Origin of the sequence: Sphingobacterium sp. DR205, assembly GCF_011064245.1 — a bacterium.
GTDB lineage: Bacteria > Bacteroidota > Bacteroidia > Sphingobacteriales > Sphingobacteriaceae > Sphingobacterium > Sphingobacterium athyrii.
The window spans coordinates 5062281-5081944 of the sequence record NZ_CP049333.1 but is presented as its reverse complement, the minus strand read 5'-3'; the positions used below and the strand labels follow the sequence as shown (position 1 = coordinate 5081944).

Sequence of the window (19664 nt, the reverse complement as noted above, 5' to 3'; positions counted from 1 at the left end):
AAAATAAACCTAAACATGATTGTTTTTAAATATAGCCTATACGTTATTTATTTTTTGACCTTTTTTTATCCTTTTCTTCTGCATGCAGATACAAGTGATATTGCAAAAAAAGGATTCGATTTAGCCGAACGACAATATGCTTTACTGTATCAAGATCATAAGGACATGAGTAAGTATCCACGCTCGGCAGATCGCAACGGAAAAACAACTTTTACGGATATCCGGGATTGGACCGGCGGTTTTTGGGCGGGCTGTCTCTGGTATGTTTTTGACTATACCGGTGACGATAAATGGCGGGACGCAGCATTAAAATGGACGAATTCATTACACCAAAATCAATTCAATACCAATCACCACGATATTGGTTTTGTCATGAATAGCAGTTATGGCAATGCCTATCGGCTTACTGGAGATACAACGTTCAAAGCGATTTTAATCCAGAGTGCTAAATCGCTGCTGACACGTTTTAATCCCAAGGTAGGTGCTATTAAATCATGGGATGTATTTCCTTCTTGGGACGGTAAACATAAATATGAGTTTCCGGTTATTATTGACAATATGATGAACCTGGAGCTGCTTTTTCTGGCTTCCAAGTTATCCGGTGATCCCATTTACCGTAATGCTGCCATTCGGCATGCGGAGACAACACTAAAAAACCAATATCGTCCAGATTATAGCTCTTATCATGTTGTTGCCTATGACCCCAACACCGGTGCTGTATTAAGCAAGGAGACCGCACAAGGTTTTTCGGACAATTCCGCCTGGGCGCGAGGACAAGCTTGGGGATTGTATGGCTTTGTGCTGATGTACCGTGAAACGAAAGACCCAAAGTATCTTGAAGTCGCACAAAAAATGGCGGATTTTTATATAAAGCATCCGCGTCTACCCCAAGATAAGGTGCCGCTATGGGATTTTGATGTCAACCAGCCCGGATTCTTTCCAAATTGGGATTATCGTAACGCTGATTTTAAGTCCGTACCGCGTGATGCTTCTGCCGCCGCAGTCACTGCTTCGGCATTGCTGGAACTGGTTGACTATATGGAAACTGGACAACAGCAGGAATATTTGGATGTGGCCGAAATGATCTTGCGATCATTGGGTTCGCCACAGTACTCCAGTGAGGTTGGAGCAAATGGCTTGTTTGTCTTGAAGCATAGTGTGGGCAGTATTCCGCATAAAGGGGAGATCGATGTACCCTTGGTATATGCAGACTATTATTATTTAGAAGCGTTGATGCGTTGGAACAAGCGAAGACATCGGCTTGCGCAATTGATGAAGGAATGGCAGGAGATGAACAGGCAGAAGGCACCGGCACTCAAGGATTTTCAGCAACAAAAATTTGGACTCTTTATTCATTGGGGGCTGTACGCCATTCCGGCGGGTATATGGAATGGAAAGAAGATAGAAGATTTGGGTAGTCCAAGTGTTGCCGAATGGATTCAATTGGTTGCAAAAATTCCACGGTCCACCTATGCCAAATTGGCGGATCAATTTGCGCCGCAATCTTTCGATGCCGATAAAATCGTTAAAATGGCCAAGGATGCCGGAATGAAGTATCTTGTTGTGACTAGCAAGCATCACGATGGATTTGCCTTATATGGCTCAGCGGTAAGCTCATTTAACGTGTTACAGGCGACACCCTATAAACGGGATGTCATTCAGGAACTTTACGATGCTTGCATTCGTCATCAACTCGATTTTGGTGTCTATTACTCCCATAATATTGATTGGAAAGACGGTAGTGACGCACAGTATGCCACTACCAAAGCACAGCATGATATGCTAAACAAAAAAACTGATGCCTTTGGGGCAAATCTTTGGGACCCCAGTGCCAATTCCTTTGCTTCCTACTTGAATGAAAAAGCAATTCCGCAGGTACAGGAAATCTTACAACGTTTCAAAAAATTAAAATATATCTGGTTCGACATGCCCGGCTTGATGACTGCCGAACAGAGCTTTCGCTTTTACAAAACAGTGTATGACCTCAATCCGAATATCATCGTCTCCGAACGGATTGGTAATGGGATGGGCGATTATGCCATTCCGGGCGATAATCGGATTCCCGATCCTTCGGAGCATTTTACCAGACCTTGGGAAGCCATCGGTACATTCAACCATTCCTGGGGCTATAAATCTTATGATCATGATTGGAAAGATGTGGATGAATTACGGTATTGGCTCTTGGAAATAGTCAGCAAAGGAGGTAATTATATGCTCAATATTGGTCCCGACGCAGAAGGAAATTTAGCCGCACCTGTAAAAAAAAATCTTGCTATCTTAGGGAGATGGTTACGACTCAATGCTGAAGCGGTTTATGGGACATCGCCTTGGACCATCGCACACGAGGGACCAACAATAATTCGGATAACAGACACCGAACAACGGGAAAGAGAGGGATTCAAAGCAGCATTTACTGCCTCGGATTTTTGGTTTACACAAAAGAAAGATTTTGTCTATGCCATGGCTCTCGTAGTACCCAAGGATGGGGTCGTCAACGTAAAGTCTCTGAACCAAAATAAAGCTAAAGTGAAATCAGTGGAAATCTTAGGGTTTGGTCAGGTCCATTTTTGGCAGGATGACCAAGGACTGCAGTTGAAATTACCTAGGAAGATGCAAAATAACAGTTTGGGCTACGCGCTCAAAATAAAATTAAGCTAATTCGAATATTGGCTCTATCAATTATAACGATGTTACAACTAGTAATGAATACAAAAAAAATGCGCGTTTTGTTGCTGCTTTTTTGCTTAAGTTTATGGTATACGCAAGCTATTGGGCAGAAAAAAGGAAATAATTTTGCTTGGGACGCGGGGCAAAAAGTGCTCTTTTTGGGCAATAGCATTACTTACGCCGGGCAATACGTCGCTATGACCGAAAGTCTGCTTCTGAGCAGTCACCCGAAAGGGCAACCTCAATTTATTAATTCGGGGCTACCAAGTGAGACTGTTTCTGGACTCAGTGAACCGAATCATGCCGATGGAAAATTTCCACGACCTTGTCTATTTGATCGTTTGGCCAGCGTGCTTGATAAAATCAAGCCTGAGGTTGTTTTCGTCTGTTATGGCATGAATGACGGCATTTATCTTCCTTTTGATTCCGCCCGTTTTGAAGCTTATAAAGATGGAATTATCCGCCTGCACAAACGCTTGGTTGATCAGGGCGTCAAACGCATAATATGGATGACTCCTCCTGTACATGATGATCCGCAGCTTCGACTCAATGGCTATAATAAAGTATTGGATCGCTACGCCGAATGGCTTATCGGCTATGCCAGAAAGCAGTCCTGGGAAATTATCGACCTCCATTTTCCCATGCGTCGTTATTTGGAAGCCAAGATCGAGAAAGATGCTCAATTTAAGCTGGCAGCAGATGGGGTACACCCTGGAGAACTGGGCCATTGGCTGATGGCAAAGGAAATTGTGCAGCACCTGATACCTGACTTTCCGCTTGAAAGCACATGGGACGACAATTTGCACAATAAGCCAAAACTTTTGCAATTATATGCGCTCGTTTTAAAAAGGCAGACAATTATGAAAGACGCATGGTTGACTTTTGCAGGTCATAAACGACCTGGACTATCCAAGGGAATTCCAATGGAAGATGCAAGCAAAGCATATGCTGCTATCCAGACGGAAATTAAAACTTTGGGTTTCTAATCGGCGATGGTTTGTCATCCGAATGAATGAACTTTTATGTATAAATCTATATCATGATGAAAATCAATTTTTTTAAGTGGAAGTGTGCAGTAGCGGTGGGAATGTTGCTGTGCATGACTGAGGGCGCAATTTCACAGACCAAGTCGCCACCTTATGAAGGTGTGGCTGGTTGGCAAGAGACTCAAGATAAGCGCATGGAATGGTTTAAGGAAGCCCGTTTTGGACTATTTATCCATTGGGGCTTATACAGTGCCGCAGGAGGTTCTTTTGAAGGAAAGCAATACCCACAACATTATGCCGAATGGATTCAGACTTGGGGTAAAATTCCTAGCAAGCAGTATGCTGAAGTGCTGAAACCAAAATTCACATTACGTTCTTTTGATCCGAAGTCCTGGGCGCGTCTTGCAAAAAAAACGGGAATGAAGTATATGGTGCTGACCTCCCGACACCACGAAGGTTTTAGTCTATTCAATAGCCAACAGCCTTATGCCCTGAAAAATGATGTAACGGGTACGGCAAATTTATCGCCAAAGGGAAGAGATCTTTACCGCGAAATTATGGAAGCTTTCCGCCAGGAGGGAATGAAAGTGGGAGCCTATTATTCGCTGTTGGATTGGCAGCATCCCGATTCTTATGAGGCATTTCAGTTAAATCCGAATACGGATAACCATCAGCCTGATCATGAGCGGTATAAAGCCTATCTCTATGGTCAAATTAAAGAGCTTGCCCAACATTATGGGCGTTTAGATATGTTATGGCCCGATTTCAGTAGCAAACAGCGTGAGGGCGAAGCCTGGGGTACAAAACATATTTTGACAGATCTGATCAAATGGCAGCCCAACATTATTATCAATAATCGATTTTGGAATGGACTTGAAAATAAGAACGGTGATATCGGAACTCCGGAGAAATATATTCCACCGACAGGTCTACCTGGCATGTATTGGGAGGTGAGCCATACCATGAATGAAAGTTATGGTTACAGTGCTCACGATCAAAACTGGAAAAGCTTTCCCAAGATCATGCAATTATTTGTAGAAACGGTGAGTAAAGGCGGCAATTTTCTGTTGAATGTCGGTCCGGATGGAGATGGAGCAATTCCCGAACCTGCGGTGCGGATTATGGAACAGATCGGTGATTGGATGAAGATCAATAGTGAAGCGATATACGGAACCACGGCCAGTCCTTTTCAGGCCCTGGATTGGGGCTATTGCACTCAAAAGAACGGTAAATTATACCTGCATGTCTTTGACCGCCCTGCCAGTGGAAAAATAGATCTGCCTATCAAAAACAAGGTGACAGCTGTTTATACTTTGGCTTCGCCCAAAACGAAAGTAAAACCTGCTTCGGAGAATGGAAAACCTGTAATTCCTGTCGATACCTTTGATAAAGGTAAAGGCCCGAAAGTTATTGTTGTTGAAATACAGGGAAAACCAATTATTGAGGAGAGTCTGACCCAGACACAGGCAGATGGGCGTATTGTAATGAACGCAAATAATGCAAAACTACAGGAAGGGAAGGGGTTGAAAATAATTGGCGCACATACCCATGATCCCAATCGTCCAAACGCTATCGGCCAATGGAAAGATCTTCAGGACAGGGTATTTTGGGATATCAAAATTCAAAAACCCGGTAAGTATAAGGTGCTCATTAATTATCTGCCCAACAACAAGCATCGAGGAAAAATTATGCTCTCGATGCTCGGCCAGCAACTGCCATGGGAATTTATAGCTGAACAAGAAACTAAATTTAAGGAAGTGAGTATGGGGACCATAGAAGTGTCTCAGCAAGTGATTGGCGAGCCCAGTACAAAGGTGATTTTGCAAGCTACGGCCATAGAAGGTGACACTCTGCCGGAGATTGCGTCGATTACCTTGGTTCCCATTCAAGAATAAACTATCTTTAGGAAAACCTGAATAAATCATTTATAGCTAAACCATTTTGCCGTCAAAGGCCTAAAAAGTGCCGGTAAAGACGAACAGAAAATAAATTATAAAACAAAGAATGAAAAGAAGAGAATTTATAGCCAAGGGGATTGTATCCTCTTTGGCTTTTACAATTGTCCCTCGTGTTGTGTTGGGGGGAAATGGATTCCTTGCACCCAGCGATCGTATCAATCTTGGCTTTATTGGTGTAGGAAAACAATCCTATACCTTAATGAATGGCCTCAATCGCTGTAAGGAAATCGCCAGTTTGGCTGCCTGTGATGTCGATCGTAACAAATTGGCTGCATTTATTGCTGCAACAACAAAAAAACAAACGGAACTATCAAAGGCACAGGTCGAAATCAAAGCATATCACCATTATCGGGAACTGTTGGGTCGGAAAGATATTGATGCGGTTGTCATCGCGACGCCGGATCATTGGCATGCACAGATTGCGGTCGATGCTGCTAAAGCTGGAAAGGATATCTATTGTGAGAAACCTCTTGCGCTTACCATTGCCGAAGGTCGGGCAATGGTCGATGCAACCCGGAAATATAAACGTGTATTTCAAACAGGTAGCATGCAGCGTTCGTCGTACAATTTTAGACAGGCCGCAGAACTGGTGCTCAACGGTTATATCGGTAAAATAAAGGAAATCAACGTATCTGTTGGCGAGCCGGTCAAGCAATGTGATCTTCCATCCATGCCAGCCCCCGACTATCTCGACTGGGATATGTGGGTAGGACCTTCACCCTATAGGGGATACAACCCAATCTTAAGTCCGCCATTGGAAGATGATAAATGGGCATGGTGGCGCGGCTATCGCGATTTTGGCGGTGGTTATATCACCGATTGGGGGGCGCATATGTTTGACATCGTCCAATGGGCATCGGGCATGGACGAATCTGGCCCAGTTCGTTTTAATCCACCCAAAGAAGCCAATAGCAACACGGGGCTTTCCTTTAGCTACGCAAATGGTGTTAAGGTAAATCATGTGCAATGGGGAGTACATAATGCGATTCAGTTTATCGGTGAAAAAGGTAAGATTGAAGTAAGCAGAGAATTTATCCGCTCGAATCCGGAAAATTTGGCCAATCTTAAATTGACATCTGCAGATCGTCGTCTGTATTATAGCGATAATCACTATCAGGACTGGGTTGATGCGATTAAAAAAAGAAGCAAGCCTATCTGTGATGTGGAAATAGGCCACCGGACGAGCTCAGTGTGCAATGCCATTAATATTGCTTATGAACTTCAAAAGGATTTGAAATGGAATCCACACAAAGAACAGTTCGACAATGACTATGCTAATCTCATGCGCAGCCGACCCTATCGCGGTGAATGGGATTTTAGAAAATTCTAGTCTTTGCTGTAAATTTTCGACTCAGGCTTGACAAGATTGTTTTGTCAAGCCTGTTTTGTCAAGCCTGTTTTGTTTATTGATCAATATTTCTACCACAATACAGACCTGTATTACCCTATCTTAGACAGCAACATGTTATAGACATCGAATCGCATACTTGACAAGTTTGACCTTATATTTTCTAGCTATCAACTTCAATATTCTTTCGTATAATAGACGTTTTTTTTTCGGAACTTAGTCGTTGCTTATCCGGTTCCAACCGAAGTAGTACCCAACAAATACCGAAGTAGTACCGAATAAGAAGCGAGTAAAGTATGAAAATGGTATTAGGTAAAACTAGTTTTTGACTGGCCGAAATAGGCAAGTTGTCTGATGGCGGAAAGATGATGAAAGCTAGCATATTGGAATGATCATTTACAATGTTTGATCACTAGATTGCTTTTCTTATACGGTGATAAATAAATACATGACTAGCTGATTTAAAACAGCGGGAACAAAAAAGAAAATTTGTTATTCTGGAGAGATAATTGCTTTATTTGTATTAAGCAATTATTAAATACGAACAGCAGAGGGAACCCCGATATGTCTCAATTAACAATAGTAGATTTGGCCAAAAGACTAGGCTTGTCAAAGTCCACCGTCTCCCGTGCATTTCGGGATAACGTCGATATTAATCCGGCTACGAAAGCTCGTATTTTGGCTATGGCCGAAGAAATAGGGTTTTCGCCAAATGTTTATGCAAGTAGCCTCAAAGCGAACAAAAGCCTGACTATTGCGATTATTATCCCCGAATTTGGCAATAAGTTTTTTTCACAGGCCATCAAGGGTATTGAAGCTGTGGCGCGGTCAAAGGGCTACCATACCTTGATTTACGTGACTGATCATCAGGTGCAGAATGAAGCCTCTATCATTCGTTCCTTGGCAAATGGGCGGGTGGATGGTGTTATCATCTCGGCTTCAGGTGAAGGAAAAGATCACTCCCATATCCAGTTGCTGGAAGAACGAGGTATTCCGGTGATGTTTTTTGACCGCGCATATGACGACTGGAAAGGGGGCTACATTACGGGAAATGACTTTGATTCGGCTTATCTCGCAACGAAGCATTTGATTACGAATGCCTGCAAACGGATTGCTTACCTCGCCATCAATCCCAATGTTTCTATTGGTAAGGTCCGTAAAAACGGGTACGAGAAAGCTTTGCGGGAAGCTGGACTGACGATCCATCCGGAACTGATCTTGGATACTGTTAACGATGCGGAACAAAATATGCGGGATATCGCCGCCTTGATCGAAAGGGAGAAACCAGATGCCATATTTGCTTCTGTTGAGCGCTTGGCGATTTCCAGTATCCGCGTTGCCAAGCAGCAGGGGATACGGATTCCGGAAGATCTCAAGATTATTTGTTTTTCCTGTCTGGATATCGCCGATCTCATTGATCCAGCACTCAGCGTGGTGAAACAACCGGCCTATGAAATGGGCGAATTAGTAACAAAATACCTCTTGGATAAGATGGATGATCCAACTAGTGATAAGTTTGCTAATTCGGTTTATCTTGATTCCCAGCTTATTTTTCAAAAATCCAGCCTGAAATAAGAAAAAAAATATTTGTTTTTTGTTATCCCATTATTTAGCTTTGATTACTTTCGGGAACATTCCCGAAAATGTTTAAATAATCAATTTGTATAAAATATTGGAAGGGGAAATCCAGAAAATCGCAATAGGCGATTTCTTTTTACCTTGATTTCGGGAACGTTCCCATTGTCAATTTCCAATGAAAACTAGTTATCGATGGGGAAGCATATCACGCGTTTAATAGGGTATCTTTGGATGGTCGTCCTATTAGCATCATGTGCAAATAAAAAAGATATTGTTGATATTGAACAGCCGCCTGTGACTGAACGGCAGGAGACCGGCCTCGTCAATCTTTCTTCTCCATTCCTCTTCTGGGATAGGGAAATTACACTGCAATTTGATTTTTCAAAAGGAAATGCTGCTTTAAAAGGTAGTACAGCAGATCTATACCTACACGCTGGATTGATCCCTATCAATGGTGGTAACTGGCAACACGTGGTGACAGGCTGGTCAACCAACGACAATGCCTACAAATTGAAGTTTATCGCGGCTGGACTTTATTCATTCACATTTACTCCCGCCAAATTCTTTAACCTGAGCAACGCTGAGGCCTTTGGCCAGCTGGCATTTTTGGTACGCAATGGCGATGGATCGCTGATCCAACGAAACCAAAATAATTCAGATTTATTTCTGCCTCTTGTGGCGGGCAATGGGCAGGCGATTCGATTTGTGTCACCTACGCTGCAACCCACTGATCCGATTACAACCGAGCATATGTATATCGTTGGCGAAGATTTGAAGCTTGAAGTTCAGGCAACGCGGTCCGGAAAAATCAGTATCTGGGACAATGGCCAGCAACTAGCAGAATCTACTGCTGCGCTGTCGTTGGAAAAATCCATCAGCTTACAAAGCAATGGGCTGCATGAGCTTGAGGCACGTCTGGAAATAGGTGGCCAGGTCGCTACGACTAAAATCACATTACTTGTACAGGCAAAACCGGCCATTGCGGCGCTTCCAAGAGGCGTTAATCCCAACGGGACGACAATCAATAAGGAAAAAGGACAAGTCAGTTTCGCATTGACTGCCCCCTTGAAAAACAGTGTGTATCTATTGGGGGATTTTAACGGTTATAAAGCATTGCCAGCCTATGCGATGAGTCAGACACCGGATGGTAAAACCTGGTGGGTGACTTTATCTAATCTGGATTTCGCTCAAAAATATACTTATGAGTTTTTGGTCGATGGTCAACTTTATATTGCTGACCCCTATGCCGAACTGATTCTCGATCCACAAAATGATCCGGCCTTGGGTCTGACAAGCAATGTTCTGCCAGCTTATCCGGCAGCAGCGCACGGAATTGTGGGGGTATTGGATCTCGCGGAAAAGCCCTATTCCTGGAAAAATAGCTCATTTACTAAACCTGCGCAAGGTAATCTGGTGATTTATGAATTGTTAGTCCGTGATTTTGTCAAACAGCATCGGTACACCACACTAAAAGACTCCCTAGCTTATTTAAAACGCTTAGGGGTTAATGCGGTTGAATTGATGCCTGTCCAGGAATCGGAGGGAAATTCGACTTGGGGTTATAATCCTTCTTTCCATCGCGCTCTGGATAAATATTATGGATTGAAAAATGACTTGAAAGCCTATGTGGATGCTTGTCATGAAAACGGTATTGCCGTGATTTTGGACGTTGTATTTAATCATGCTTTTGGTCAGTCCCCACTCGTACAGCTCTATTTTGAACAGGGCAATGTCGCTGGGAATAGCCCTTGGTTCAATACCGTTGCTAGACATCCGTTCAATGTCGGTTTCGACTTCAACCATGAAAGTAGCTATACCCAAACCTTTGTCAAGGATGTGTTGACCTATTGGATGCAAGAATATAAAATTGATGGTTTTCGATTTGACTTGTCCAAAGGATTCACGCAGAAAAATTCGGGGACTTCGGAAAATGACCTCAGCGCCTGGAATGCCTATGATGCATCCCGTGTGGCCATTTTGAAGCAATACCAGCAGCATGTTCATAGCATAGATCCTTCCTGTTATATTATTCTTGAACATCTTGGTGGAGATCAGGAAGAAATGGAGCTGGCACAATCGGGCATGCTGCTCTGGAATAATATGAATACTGTCTTCAATGAAGCAGCAATGGGATGGAATGCAAATAATGGCTCAGATCTGGGCAGATTGTTTGCCACCAGCCACGGTATGGCGCAGCCTTCTTTTGTATCCTATATGGAAAGTCACGACGAACAACGGCTGTTGTTCAAATGCCTGAATTATGGGAATTCATCAGGTAGTTATAACATCAAAAACTTGAGTACAGCGCTCAAACGTATGGAATTGGCGGCCCTGTTTTTATTGACTTCACCGGGGCCAAAGATGATCTGGCAGTTTGGTGAATATGGCTATGATGTGTCTATCGACGAAAATGGACGTACGGGTGAAAAACCGCTTTTATGGAGTTATCTGCAACAAGAAGCGCGTAGGCAGCTCTTTGAGACCTATGGCAAACTCACACGTTTTAAAACGCAAAATAACATCTTTCAAAATGGAAATATCACTGCCGCAGGTGTAAAGGATGTAGTGAAATATTTTGTACTGGAAAAAGATGGGCAACAAGTAGGGGTACTTGGCAATTTCGGAGTAGAAGATGCGGAGTTTGCATTGCCACAAGCATTAAAGGAACAATGGGTGGATAATTTTACGGGGAAAGAGCTCAACTGGTCCGGCCAGTCAAAACTGAGCCTTTTACCAGGGCAATACCAATTGATAAGCAAAACAAAACTAAATAAATAAACGGTTATTTTATGAACAAACAGCTATTACGTCCATTTTGGGCTCTGAACATGCTACTTGGGGTAAGTGCTTCGGCATTCGCCCAACAGGCGACGCTTCAAGGGCGAGTAATGGACCAGAAAGGAAATTCCTTGGTCGGTGCCACAGTGCGCTTTGAGGATATTCAAAAATCGCTGTCTACCAATGCGAATGGGGATTTTAGCTTGGATAGACTGCAAACGGGGAAATTACACCTGAAAGTGAGCATGGTCGGATATGCGAGCTTGGATACTTTAATCCAAGTGAACGATGGACGAAATCCGTTAAACCTCTACCTTAAATCCAATACGAGTGCCCTAGAGGAGGTCGTCGTTATTGGTTACGGTACACAAAAGAAAAGTGATCTTACGGGATCGATCAGTACGGTAACATCAAAAGACTTTCAAAAAGGGCAGATTTCTTCTCCTGAGCAGCTCATAATGGGTAAAGTACCGGGTGTGCAGATCACAACCAGTGGCGGACAGCCAGGAGCAGGAAGCACAATTCGTATCCGGACGGGAGCTTCCTTAAACGCCAGCAATGATCCACTTATTGTTGTTGATGGAATCCCATTGGCTGGTGGTGGCATTTCAGGGGTTGCCAATCCCTTGAGTATGATTAATCCAAATGATATCGAGACGTTTACTATCCTGAAAGATGCCAATGCAACAGCAATCTATGGTTCGCGTGCATCCAATGGTGTCATTATGATTACCACCAAGAAAGGTAGCCGTGCCGGTACGCAAGTCAATTTCAGTACACAGAATTCACTGGCGACAGTAGCTAAGAAAGTCGATTTATTGTCCGCAGATCAGATTCGTGATTATGTCAATGCAAATGGAACCGACGCGATGAAAAAGCTGTTGGGAACAGCGAATACCGATTGGCAGGATGTGATCTATGGTAATGCTTTTACAACGGATAATAATATCAATATCGCCTCAAAAGTTGCCAAGATGCCTTATCGTGTTTCGGTCGGATATATGAACCAGAATGGTGTGCTGAAAAATGACAACATGAAGAGGACAGCAACTTCACTGGCCTTGACACCCAATTTTTTCGATAATCATCTGAAACTGGAGGTAAACGCACGCGCAACTTGGTCGAAATCCAAATTCGCAACGCAGGACGCTATCGGTTCAGCCATACAGTTTGACCCGACCCAACCGGTCTATGTTGATGATAAAAATAGCTTTGGAGGATACTACGAATGGATACAGGGTGGGAAACCGAATCCAAATTCGCCCAGAAACCCTTTGGCATTACTGGAATTGCGAAAAGATATTGGAGATGTCTTTCGGAGCACGGGAAATGCCAAATTAGACTACAGTATGCATTTCTTGCCCGAGCTTCATGCTAACCTGAATGTGAGTTATGATTTGGCTCGTGCTAAAGGAAACACCCTGACACCTGCTATTGCGGCGCGTAATTTTAATGAAGGAGGGGAACGTACACAGTATAAGTCAGATATCAACAATAAAGTGCTGGAATTCTATCTGAAATATGATAAAGAATTGCCAACTATAAAAAGTAATATTGACGCCACCTTGGGCTATGGCTATTATAAAAATAGCACGAAGTCCTATAATTTCGATCGCACCAGTGAGGCAGGGGACATTTTGACCTCGGTGAATCTTCCTTTTGATAAACCTGAAAATCTGCTGATCTCCTATTATGGACGGATGATCTATTCCTATGACAACCGTTATGTGCTGTCCGGAACGTTAAGGGCGGACGGATCTTCCCGATTCAGTCCCGATAATCGCTGGGGATATTTTCCATCGGTGGGCTTTACCTGGCGAGCAAAAAATGAAGGTTTCTTAAAAGATCACAACGCGATCTCGGATCTGAAACTACGGTTGAGTTATGGGAAAACCGGACAACAGGATGGTATAGCAAATTATTCCTATATGCCTAATTATACCATAGGTGGTGACCAGTCGATGTACCGTTTTGGCAATGAATATTATTATTTGTACTCGCCGGTAGTTTACGATGGTGATATCCGTTGGGAAAGTACCACAACCTATAATGCCGGAATCGATTTTGGTTTTAACGATAATCGCATTTATGGTAGCGTGGACTATTATTCGAAAAAAACCAAGGACCTATTGAGTACCATTCCGATTGCGGTGGGATCCAACTTTAGCAATTTTCTACTGACTAACGTCGGTAATATGGAAAACCAAGGTCTTGAATTTAATCTACATGTGTTACCGGTTAAAACGGAAAATTCAACCTTGGACCTTGGCATCAACCTGACCTATAACAGAAGTAAAGTCACCAATTTGACGCTATCGGACGATCCGAATTTTATGATCGAAACAGGTGGTATCCGTGGTGGTACGGGCAACAATATTCAGGCCCACATGGTGGGGTTTACACCTTATAGCTTTAGGGTCTATCAACAGGTATATGATGATGCTGGAAAACCAGTAGAGGGATTGTATGTGGATCGCAACGGCGACGGCGTGATCAGTGATAGCGACCGTTACATGTATAAATCGCCTTTGCCTAAATATCTGATCGGTTTTTCGGCTGCTTACTCGTACAAAAAATGGTCTGCAAGCACAACTTTGAGAGCCAATTTGGACAACTATGTCTACGATAATGTTTCGTCCAATTTTGGAAGCAGTTACAATGTGATCGACCAGGCATCTTTGGTGATCAACAATGCACCTGTGGACTTTTTGAATACCAATTTCAAAGAAAAACAGTTACTCAGTGATTATTATGTCAAAAATGCTTCTTTTTTAAAGATGGATAACCTTAATGTCGCTTATCAGGTTGGTCATTTTATCCGCAACAGCAAAGCTACGCTTTCGATTTCGGCTACCGTGCAAAATGTATTTACGATTTCAAAATACAAAGGCGTGGATCCTGAAATTTCCAATGGTATAGATGATCGTTTTTATCCTAGACCACGTACCTATGTACTCGGAGTCAATGTCAATTTTTAAACTGAAAGAATTTGATTTAAAGCATAAACAACATGAAAAAACTAAATAAATATATAACGGTCTGTTTAATGGCACTATCGCTTTCGAGCTGCCATAAGGATTTGGATCTCAAACCGACCAATGATGTCACCGCGGATCTAGCCTATAAGGATTTCAAAGGGTATACAATGGCTTTCGCGCGATTATATGGTTCATTGACCATGACCAGTACCTCGGGACCAAACAATACAGATCTAGGTGGTCTCGATGCGGGTACTTCGGATTTCTTGCGTCTTTTTTGGAATGCACAGGAACTGACAACAGACGAGGCCGCTTGTGCATGGCTTAATGATGGCGGAGTTAGCGGTTTGGATTACCTCAAGTTTGATGATAGTAACCCCATGCTCCGCGGTCTTTACACCCGTTGTATCTATAGTGCTACGCTCGTCAATGAATTTCTAAGAGAAAGTACAGATGCGAAATTGAGCGGCCGCGGCATCTCGGATGCAGATAAAACTGAAATCGCTTACTATCGTGCCGAAGCTCGCTTTTTGCGTGCATATAACTATTGGGTATTGCTTGATCTGTTTGGAAATCCACCCTTTGTAACCGAAGAAACTCCTGTAGGGAAGGTGTCTCCACCGCAGATTAAGAGAGCTGAACTCTTTGCTTATGTGGAAAAAGAACTCCTGGAAGTCGCCAATCAACTGAAAGGAGCCAAACAGAACGTTTATGGACGTATTGACCAAGTAGCCGCATGGGGATTATTGGCCAGATTGTATCTCAATGCCGAGGTGTACCTGGGAACTGGCAATAAAAAATATGGCGAAGCCATTACCTATGCCGAAAAGGTGCTGAACTCAGGCTATAGCTTGGGCACGAATTATAGCCAATTATTTTATGCGGATAATGATGTCAACAATCCTGAATTTATTTTCTACTTGCCCTATGACGGTACCAAAACACAAAGTAAAGGTGGAACGACTTACCTCATCAATGCTGCTATCGATGCAACAATGAATCCGACTTCCTTTGGTGTTCCCGGAGGTGGATGGGCCGGTAACCGCGTACGCGATAATATCGCAACGATTTTTGGTGATTATTCCGGCGCAACGGACAAGCGTGCGATGTTTCACTTAAATACAAGTGTTAAAATTGAAGATATCGCTGTCTATAAGCAGGGTTTGGCCGTGACCAAATTCCGTAATGTGAACAGGGATGGATCGGCACCTACCGCCGCAGAAGGTTTTGTGGCATCTGTAGACTTTCCATTAATCCGCCTCGCTGAGATGAATTTGATTTATGCTGAGGCGACATTGCGTGGTGGAACAGGTGGTACGATGGCCAAGGCACTCGATTATGTGAATAAGCTGCGTGTCCGTGCCTATGGTAACAACAGCGGAAACTTAACCAATCTTTCGTTGGACGATATTCTCAACGAACGGGTTAAGGAACTATACTGGGAAGGATTTAGAAGATCTGATTTGATCCGCTATGGAAAATTTACGGGCGATAATTACCTATGGCCATTTAAAGGTGGAGTATTGGCAGGACAGGCAGTGGAAAGCTATCGGATATTATTTCCCATTCCTGCTGCAGATTTGATTGCTAACTCAAATCTTGTTCAAAATCCAGGTTATAATTAATTGAATATCATATTGGAGTGTCGGACAGTATCGTGTTCCATGATGTGAAATCGATAGGCCTGACGGACGCCAAAATAAAAAATAAAGGGATGAAAATTAGACACTATATCGGAATGATCCTGACTTTGTTTGTGGTCTTCCAGAGTTGTAAAAAAGACGAGACACAAGCAAGATTGGCTAGCGACGATGCCATAAAACCGGCGACATTGACCCTCGATAAAATCGCGGTGACCCTGTCAAAAGATAATGCCAGTGACACGGTGTTACACCTTACACTGGTACAGCCTGACTTTGGCTTTCAAGCTGCTGTGACCAATGTGCTGCAGATCGGTTTGAAAGGGGATAATTTTAAAACTGTAAAGGAAGTAGTGATCCCTAATGGCCGGACAAGCCTGGGATTTACGGGCAATGAACTGAATGGGTACCTACTTTCCCTTGGCGTGCCAACCGGAACAGTTTCAGATTTTGATGTTCGCCTCAAGTCGAGTATCAATACGAAAATTGCCGCTGTGTTTTCAGCTTTGGCAAGTCTTAAAGCAAGCCCGTATGCTTCGACGAGCTATTTGTATGCCATAGGCGCGTACGAAGATTGGGTAGAGGCCAATGCCGAATCGTTGATTTCGCCGACGAGCGATGGAATCTATACGGGAATAATCAATTTTCCAGAAGGAAAATTGACATTTAAACTGACACCTGAACGGAATTGGAGTAATTCGTATGGAGAGACAGAGCCGGGTAAATTAGTTTACAATGGCGGTCAGGACATCAAGGCTCCGCGCACAGGCAATCTCGAGCTTCAGGTCAATACCAACACAAATACCATTTCATACAAAGACCATAACTGGGGCATTATCGGTAGTGCCACACCGAAAGGTTGGGATGCGGATACGGATATGAAATACGACAACGCCAATCAGGTATGGAAGCTGACCGTTAGTTTGACGGCGGGGGAAATCAAATTCCGTAAAAACCACGATTGGGGAACTAATTTTGGTGGAGCAAATGGAACCTTGGAAGCTGGTGGTGCCAATATCACTGTTGCAAGTGCAGGTACCTATGATATTGTCGTGGATTTCAATGCAAATACCTATACGCTGACGAAGAAATAGCACATTATGTTAAAGAGCAATAGAAAGATTACCACCGTATTGGTGGCACTAACAGTGTTTGGATGGAGCCCCTTAAAGGGGCAATCCATCCAACGCATAGAACCCCTAAACTGGTGGGTAGGAATGGAAAATCCGACACTACAACTGGTGATCTATGGACCTGAGATTGGAAAAACCGATGTGCAGATTGAGGATAAGGGGATAGAGCTTGTGAAAATCAACCGGGTAGAGAATCCGAACTATTTATTTTTGGATGTCAAGGTTGCTGCTTCGGCTAAACCGGGCTGGTCAACCTTGACCTTTAGCCAAGGAAAGAAAAAGCTAACTTACCGCTATGAATTAAAACAAAGAGACCAAAAAGTAAAAGCGCAAGGGGTGAACAGTGCGGACTTGATCTACCTGATTATGCCGGATCGTTTTGCAAACGGCAATAAGGCAAACGACCAAGTAAAGGGGATGCTGGATATGAGCTTAAACCGGGATTCGATGTACCTCCGTCATGGTGGTGATCTGGAGGGGATCATCGGTAAGCTGGACTACTTACAAGATCTTGGCGTGACATCGTTGTGGTTAACGCCCGTGTTGACCAACGATATGCCGCAAGCTTCCTACCATGGCTATGCCAATACCGAAACCTATCATATCGATCCGCGCTTTGGCAGCAACGATACCTATGTGCAATTGGGCGAACAACTGCATAAGCGTCAGATGAAATTGATTTTTGACGTAGTGCCCAACCATATTGGAAGCTATCATTGGACGGTGAAAGATAAGCCCATGTCCGATTGGCTCAATGAATGGCCAAGCTATACACAGACGTCTTACAAAGACCAAACTGTTTTCGATCCCTATGCCTCGGCAGATGACAAAAAGAAAATGGTCAAAGGCTGGTTTGTTCCGACCATGCCTGATATGAATGAGCAGAACCCGTATGTCCAAAACTATTTGACCCAAAGTCACATCTGGTGGATAGAGACTGCGGCAATTGATGGATTCCGTATCGATACCTATCCCTATAATGACCTTGATTTTATGGCCAAATGGACCGATCGGATTCAGCAGGAGTATCCCAATTTTACGTTTTTTGGCGAGACTTGGGTGCATGGCGTAGCTAACCAGGCTTATTTTCTGGGCGGGAAACACGTAGGTCAAGAGGTGGATTCCAAGCTGATGGGTGTCACGGATTTTCAGCTTAATTACGCGATAGGTGATGCGCTCAATCAAAAGACTGAATGGACCGCAGGCGCGAATAAATTATATTCTACCTTGGCCTCAGACTATCAGTACCCCACGCCTGAGCGCAATGTGCTTTTTCTAGATAACCACGATAAGGATCGTTTTTTCTCCGTTGTGGGCGAAAATGTACAGAAATACAAATCAGCCATGGCTTGGCTGATGACCACGCGGGGGATCCCACAACTGTACTATGGCGCGGAGATTCTAATGAAGAACTTTTCCAATCCCGATGGCTTATTACGGGAAGATTTTCAGGGTGGTTTTGCAGGTGACAAAATGAATAAGTTTAGCCCCGAAGGGAGAACCAAGCCCGAGCAGGATATGTGGAGCTATGTGCAGACCTTAGCCAATTACCGAAAACAGCATGCTGTTTTACAAACCGGTAAAACAATGCAATATGTACCGGAGGATGGAATTTATGTTTATTTCCGTTATAACGAGCAGCAGACCGTCATGGTTGTGATGAATTGCAATGATGTGGCCAAGGAGATCAAACTGGATCGCTTTAAGGAAAGAAATAGCAAAGTAAAATCCTATTTCGATATTATCCAAAAGCAGGAGACTAGTCCGGCTGACAATACCTTGAAATTGGAAGCTTATGAGACTAAGGTGCTTGAACTTAAGTTTTAACACAATTTAAAATTCTATATAGTTCATTTTTCAATGATTAATTATAATACTATAAAAGCCGTAATATTTGATTTGGACGGCGTGTTGGTGGATACGGCAATCTACCATTTTCAAGCTTGGCATAGATTGGCAGAAGGCTTGGGCTGTTCGTTCAGCATTGTTGACAACGAACAGCTGAAAGGGGTCAGTCGTATCGAATCCCTGGAGCTGATTTTGAAATGGGCAGGACTCGAAAAATCCGAATCGGAAAAGGAAGATTTGCTACGGCAGAAAAACCAGTGGTATCTGGAACTGATCGAGCAGCTTAGTCCAGCCCATTTGCTTTCCGGAAGCCTCGAACTGCTAAAAAAGCTGCGGGAAAAGGGAATTAAGATTGCACTTGGCTCGGCCAGTAAGAATGCATTGGGAATTCTCCAGAAAACAGGAATCGTTGGTTATTTCGATGCACTGATTGATGGAAATGCGGTTCAGTTGTCAAAACCCAACCCCGAAGTATTTCTCAAAGGTGCGGAAGCATTGGGGATAGCAACAGCGGATTGCCTGGTCTTGGAAGATGCGCAGGCTGGAATTGACGCGGCAAGGGCTGCAGGTATGCAAGTGATAGGGATAGGACAAGCCGAAAATCTAAAAGGAGCAGATTTGGTCGTGGCTGATTTAGGGTTCTTAGTCGGTAAATTTTAACGTGTAGTAGCAATTTAGGTGATGATACGGCGCTATAAATAACATTGGTAAACAAAACAATAATTATTTATAGCGGCTGTCATCGGCCGT

At 43.4% G+C, this 19664-nt stretch carries 11 protein-coding genes; all 11 read left to right on the top strand.

Annotation, left to right across the window (positions count from 1 at the left end; translation table 11 throughout):
• Positions 1 to 15: 15 nt before the first annotated feature.
• The 11 genes from G6053_RS21920 (at position 16) to pgmB (ending at position 19574) form a co-directional block, all read left to right on the top strand.
• Positions 16 to 2658 (top strand): alpha-L-fucosidase, encoded by a 2643-nt coding sequence (locus G6053_RS21920; protein WP_108635669.1) that lies wholly within the window; start codon positions 16 to 18, stop codon positions 2656 to 2658.
• Positions 2659 to 2687: 29 nt separating this feature from the next.
• A complete protein-coding gene (locus G6053_RS21915) occupies positions 2688 to 3653 on the top strand; it encodes an SGNH/GDSL hydrolase family protein (protein WP_241254803.1) in 966 nt (321 codons plus the stop codon).
• 53 nt (positions 3654 to 3706) lie between these two features.
• The gene (locus G6053_RS21910; RefSeq protein WP_165308481.1) at positions 3707 to 5548 is read left to right on the top strand and encodes an alpha-L-fucosidase; all 1842 of its coding nucleotides are present in this window, start codon (positions 3707 to 3709) and stop codon (positions 5546 to 5548) included.
• Positions 5549 to 5657: 109 nt separating this feature from the next.
• The gene (locus G6053_RS21905) at positions 5658 to 6941 is read left to right on the top strand and encodes a Gfo/Idh/MocA family oxidoreductase (protein ID WP_165308480.1); all 1284 of its coding nucleotides are present in this window, start codon (positions 5658 to 5660) and stop codon (positions 6939 to 6941) included.
• Positions 6942 to 7547: 606 nt separating this feature from the next.
• On the top strand, positions 7548 to 8534 hold the full coding sequence (locus G6053_RS21900) for a LacI family DNA-binding transcriptional regulator (protein ID WP_241254802.1): 987 nt from the start codon (positions 7548 to 7550) through the stop codon (positions 8532 to 8534).
• Positions 8535 to 8729: 195 nt separating this feature from the next.
• The gene (locus G6053_RS21895; protein ID WP_165308478.1) at positions 8730 to 11315 is read left to right on the top strand and encodes an alpha-amylase family glycosyl hydrolase; all 2586 of its coding nucleotides are present in this window, start codon (positions 8730 to 8732) and stop codon (positions 11313 to 11315) included.
• An 11-nt stretch (positions 11316 to 11326) separates the two neighbouring features.
• Positions 11327 to 14293, top strand: a complete 2967-nt coding sequence (locus G6053_RS21890) for a SusC/RagA family TonB-linked outer membrane protein (protein ID WP_165308477.1) — start codon at positions 11327 to 11329, stop codon at positions 14291 to 14293.
• Between the two features lie 32 nt (positions 14294 to 14325).
• Positions 14326 to 15918 carry a RagB/SusD family nutrient uptake outer membrane protein gene (locus G6053_RS21885; protein ID WP_165308476.1) on the top strand — a complete coding sequence of 531 codons (1593 nt, stop codon included), beginning with the start codon at positions 14326 to 14328 and terminating at the stop codon, positions 15916 to 15918.
• Positions 15919 to 16007: 89 nt separating this feature from the next.
• Positions 16008 to 17027 (top strand): SusE domain-containing protein, encoded by a 1020-nt coding sequence (locus G6053_RS21880; protein WP_165308475.1) that lies wholly within the window; start codon positions 16008 to 16010, stop codon positions 17025 to 17027.
• A gap of 6 nt (positions 17028 to 17033) precedes the next feature.
• Positions 17034 to 18893 (top strand): glycoside hydrolase family 13 protein, encoded by a 1860-nt coding sequence (locus tag G6053_RS21875; RefSeq protein WP_165308474.1) that lies wholly within the window; start codon positions 17034 to 17036, stop codon positions 18891 to 18893.
• Positions 18894 to 18926: 33 nt separating this feature from the next.
• Positions 18927 to 19574, top strand: coding sequence for a beta-phosphoglucomutase (gene pgmB, locus G6053_RS21870; protein ID WP_165308473.1), 648 nt, complete (start codon positions 18927 to 18929; stop codon positions 19572 to 19574).
• Positions 19575 to 19664: the final 90 nt, after the last annotated feature.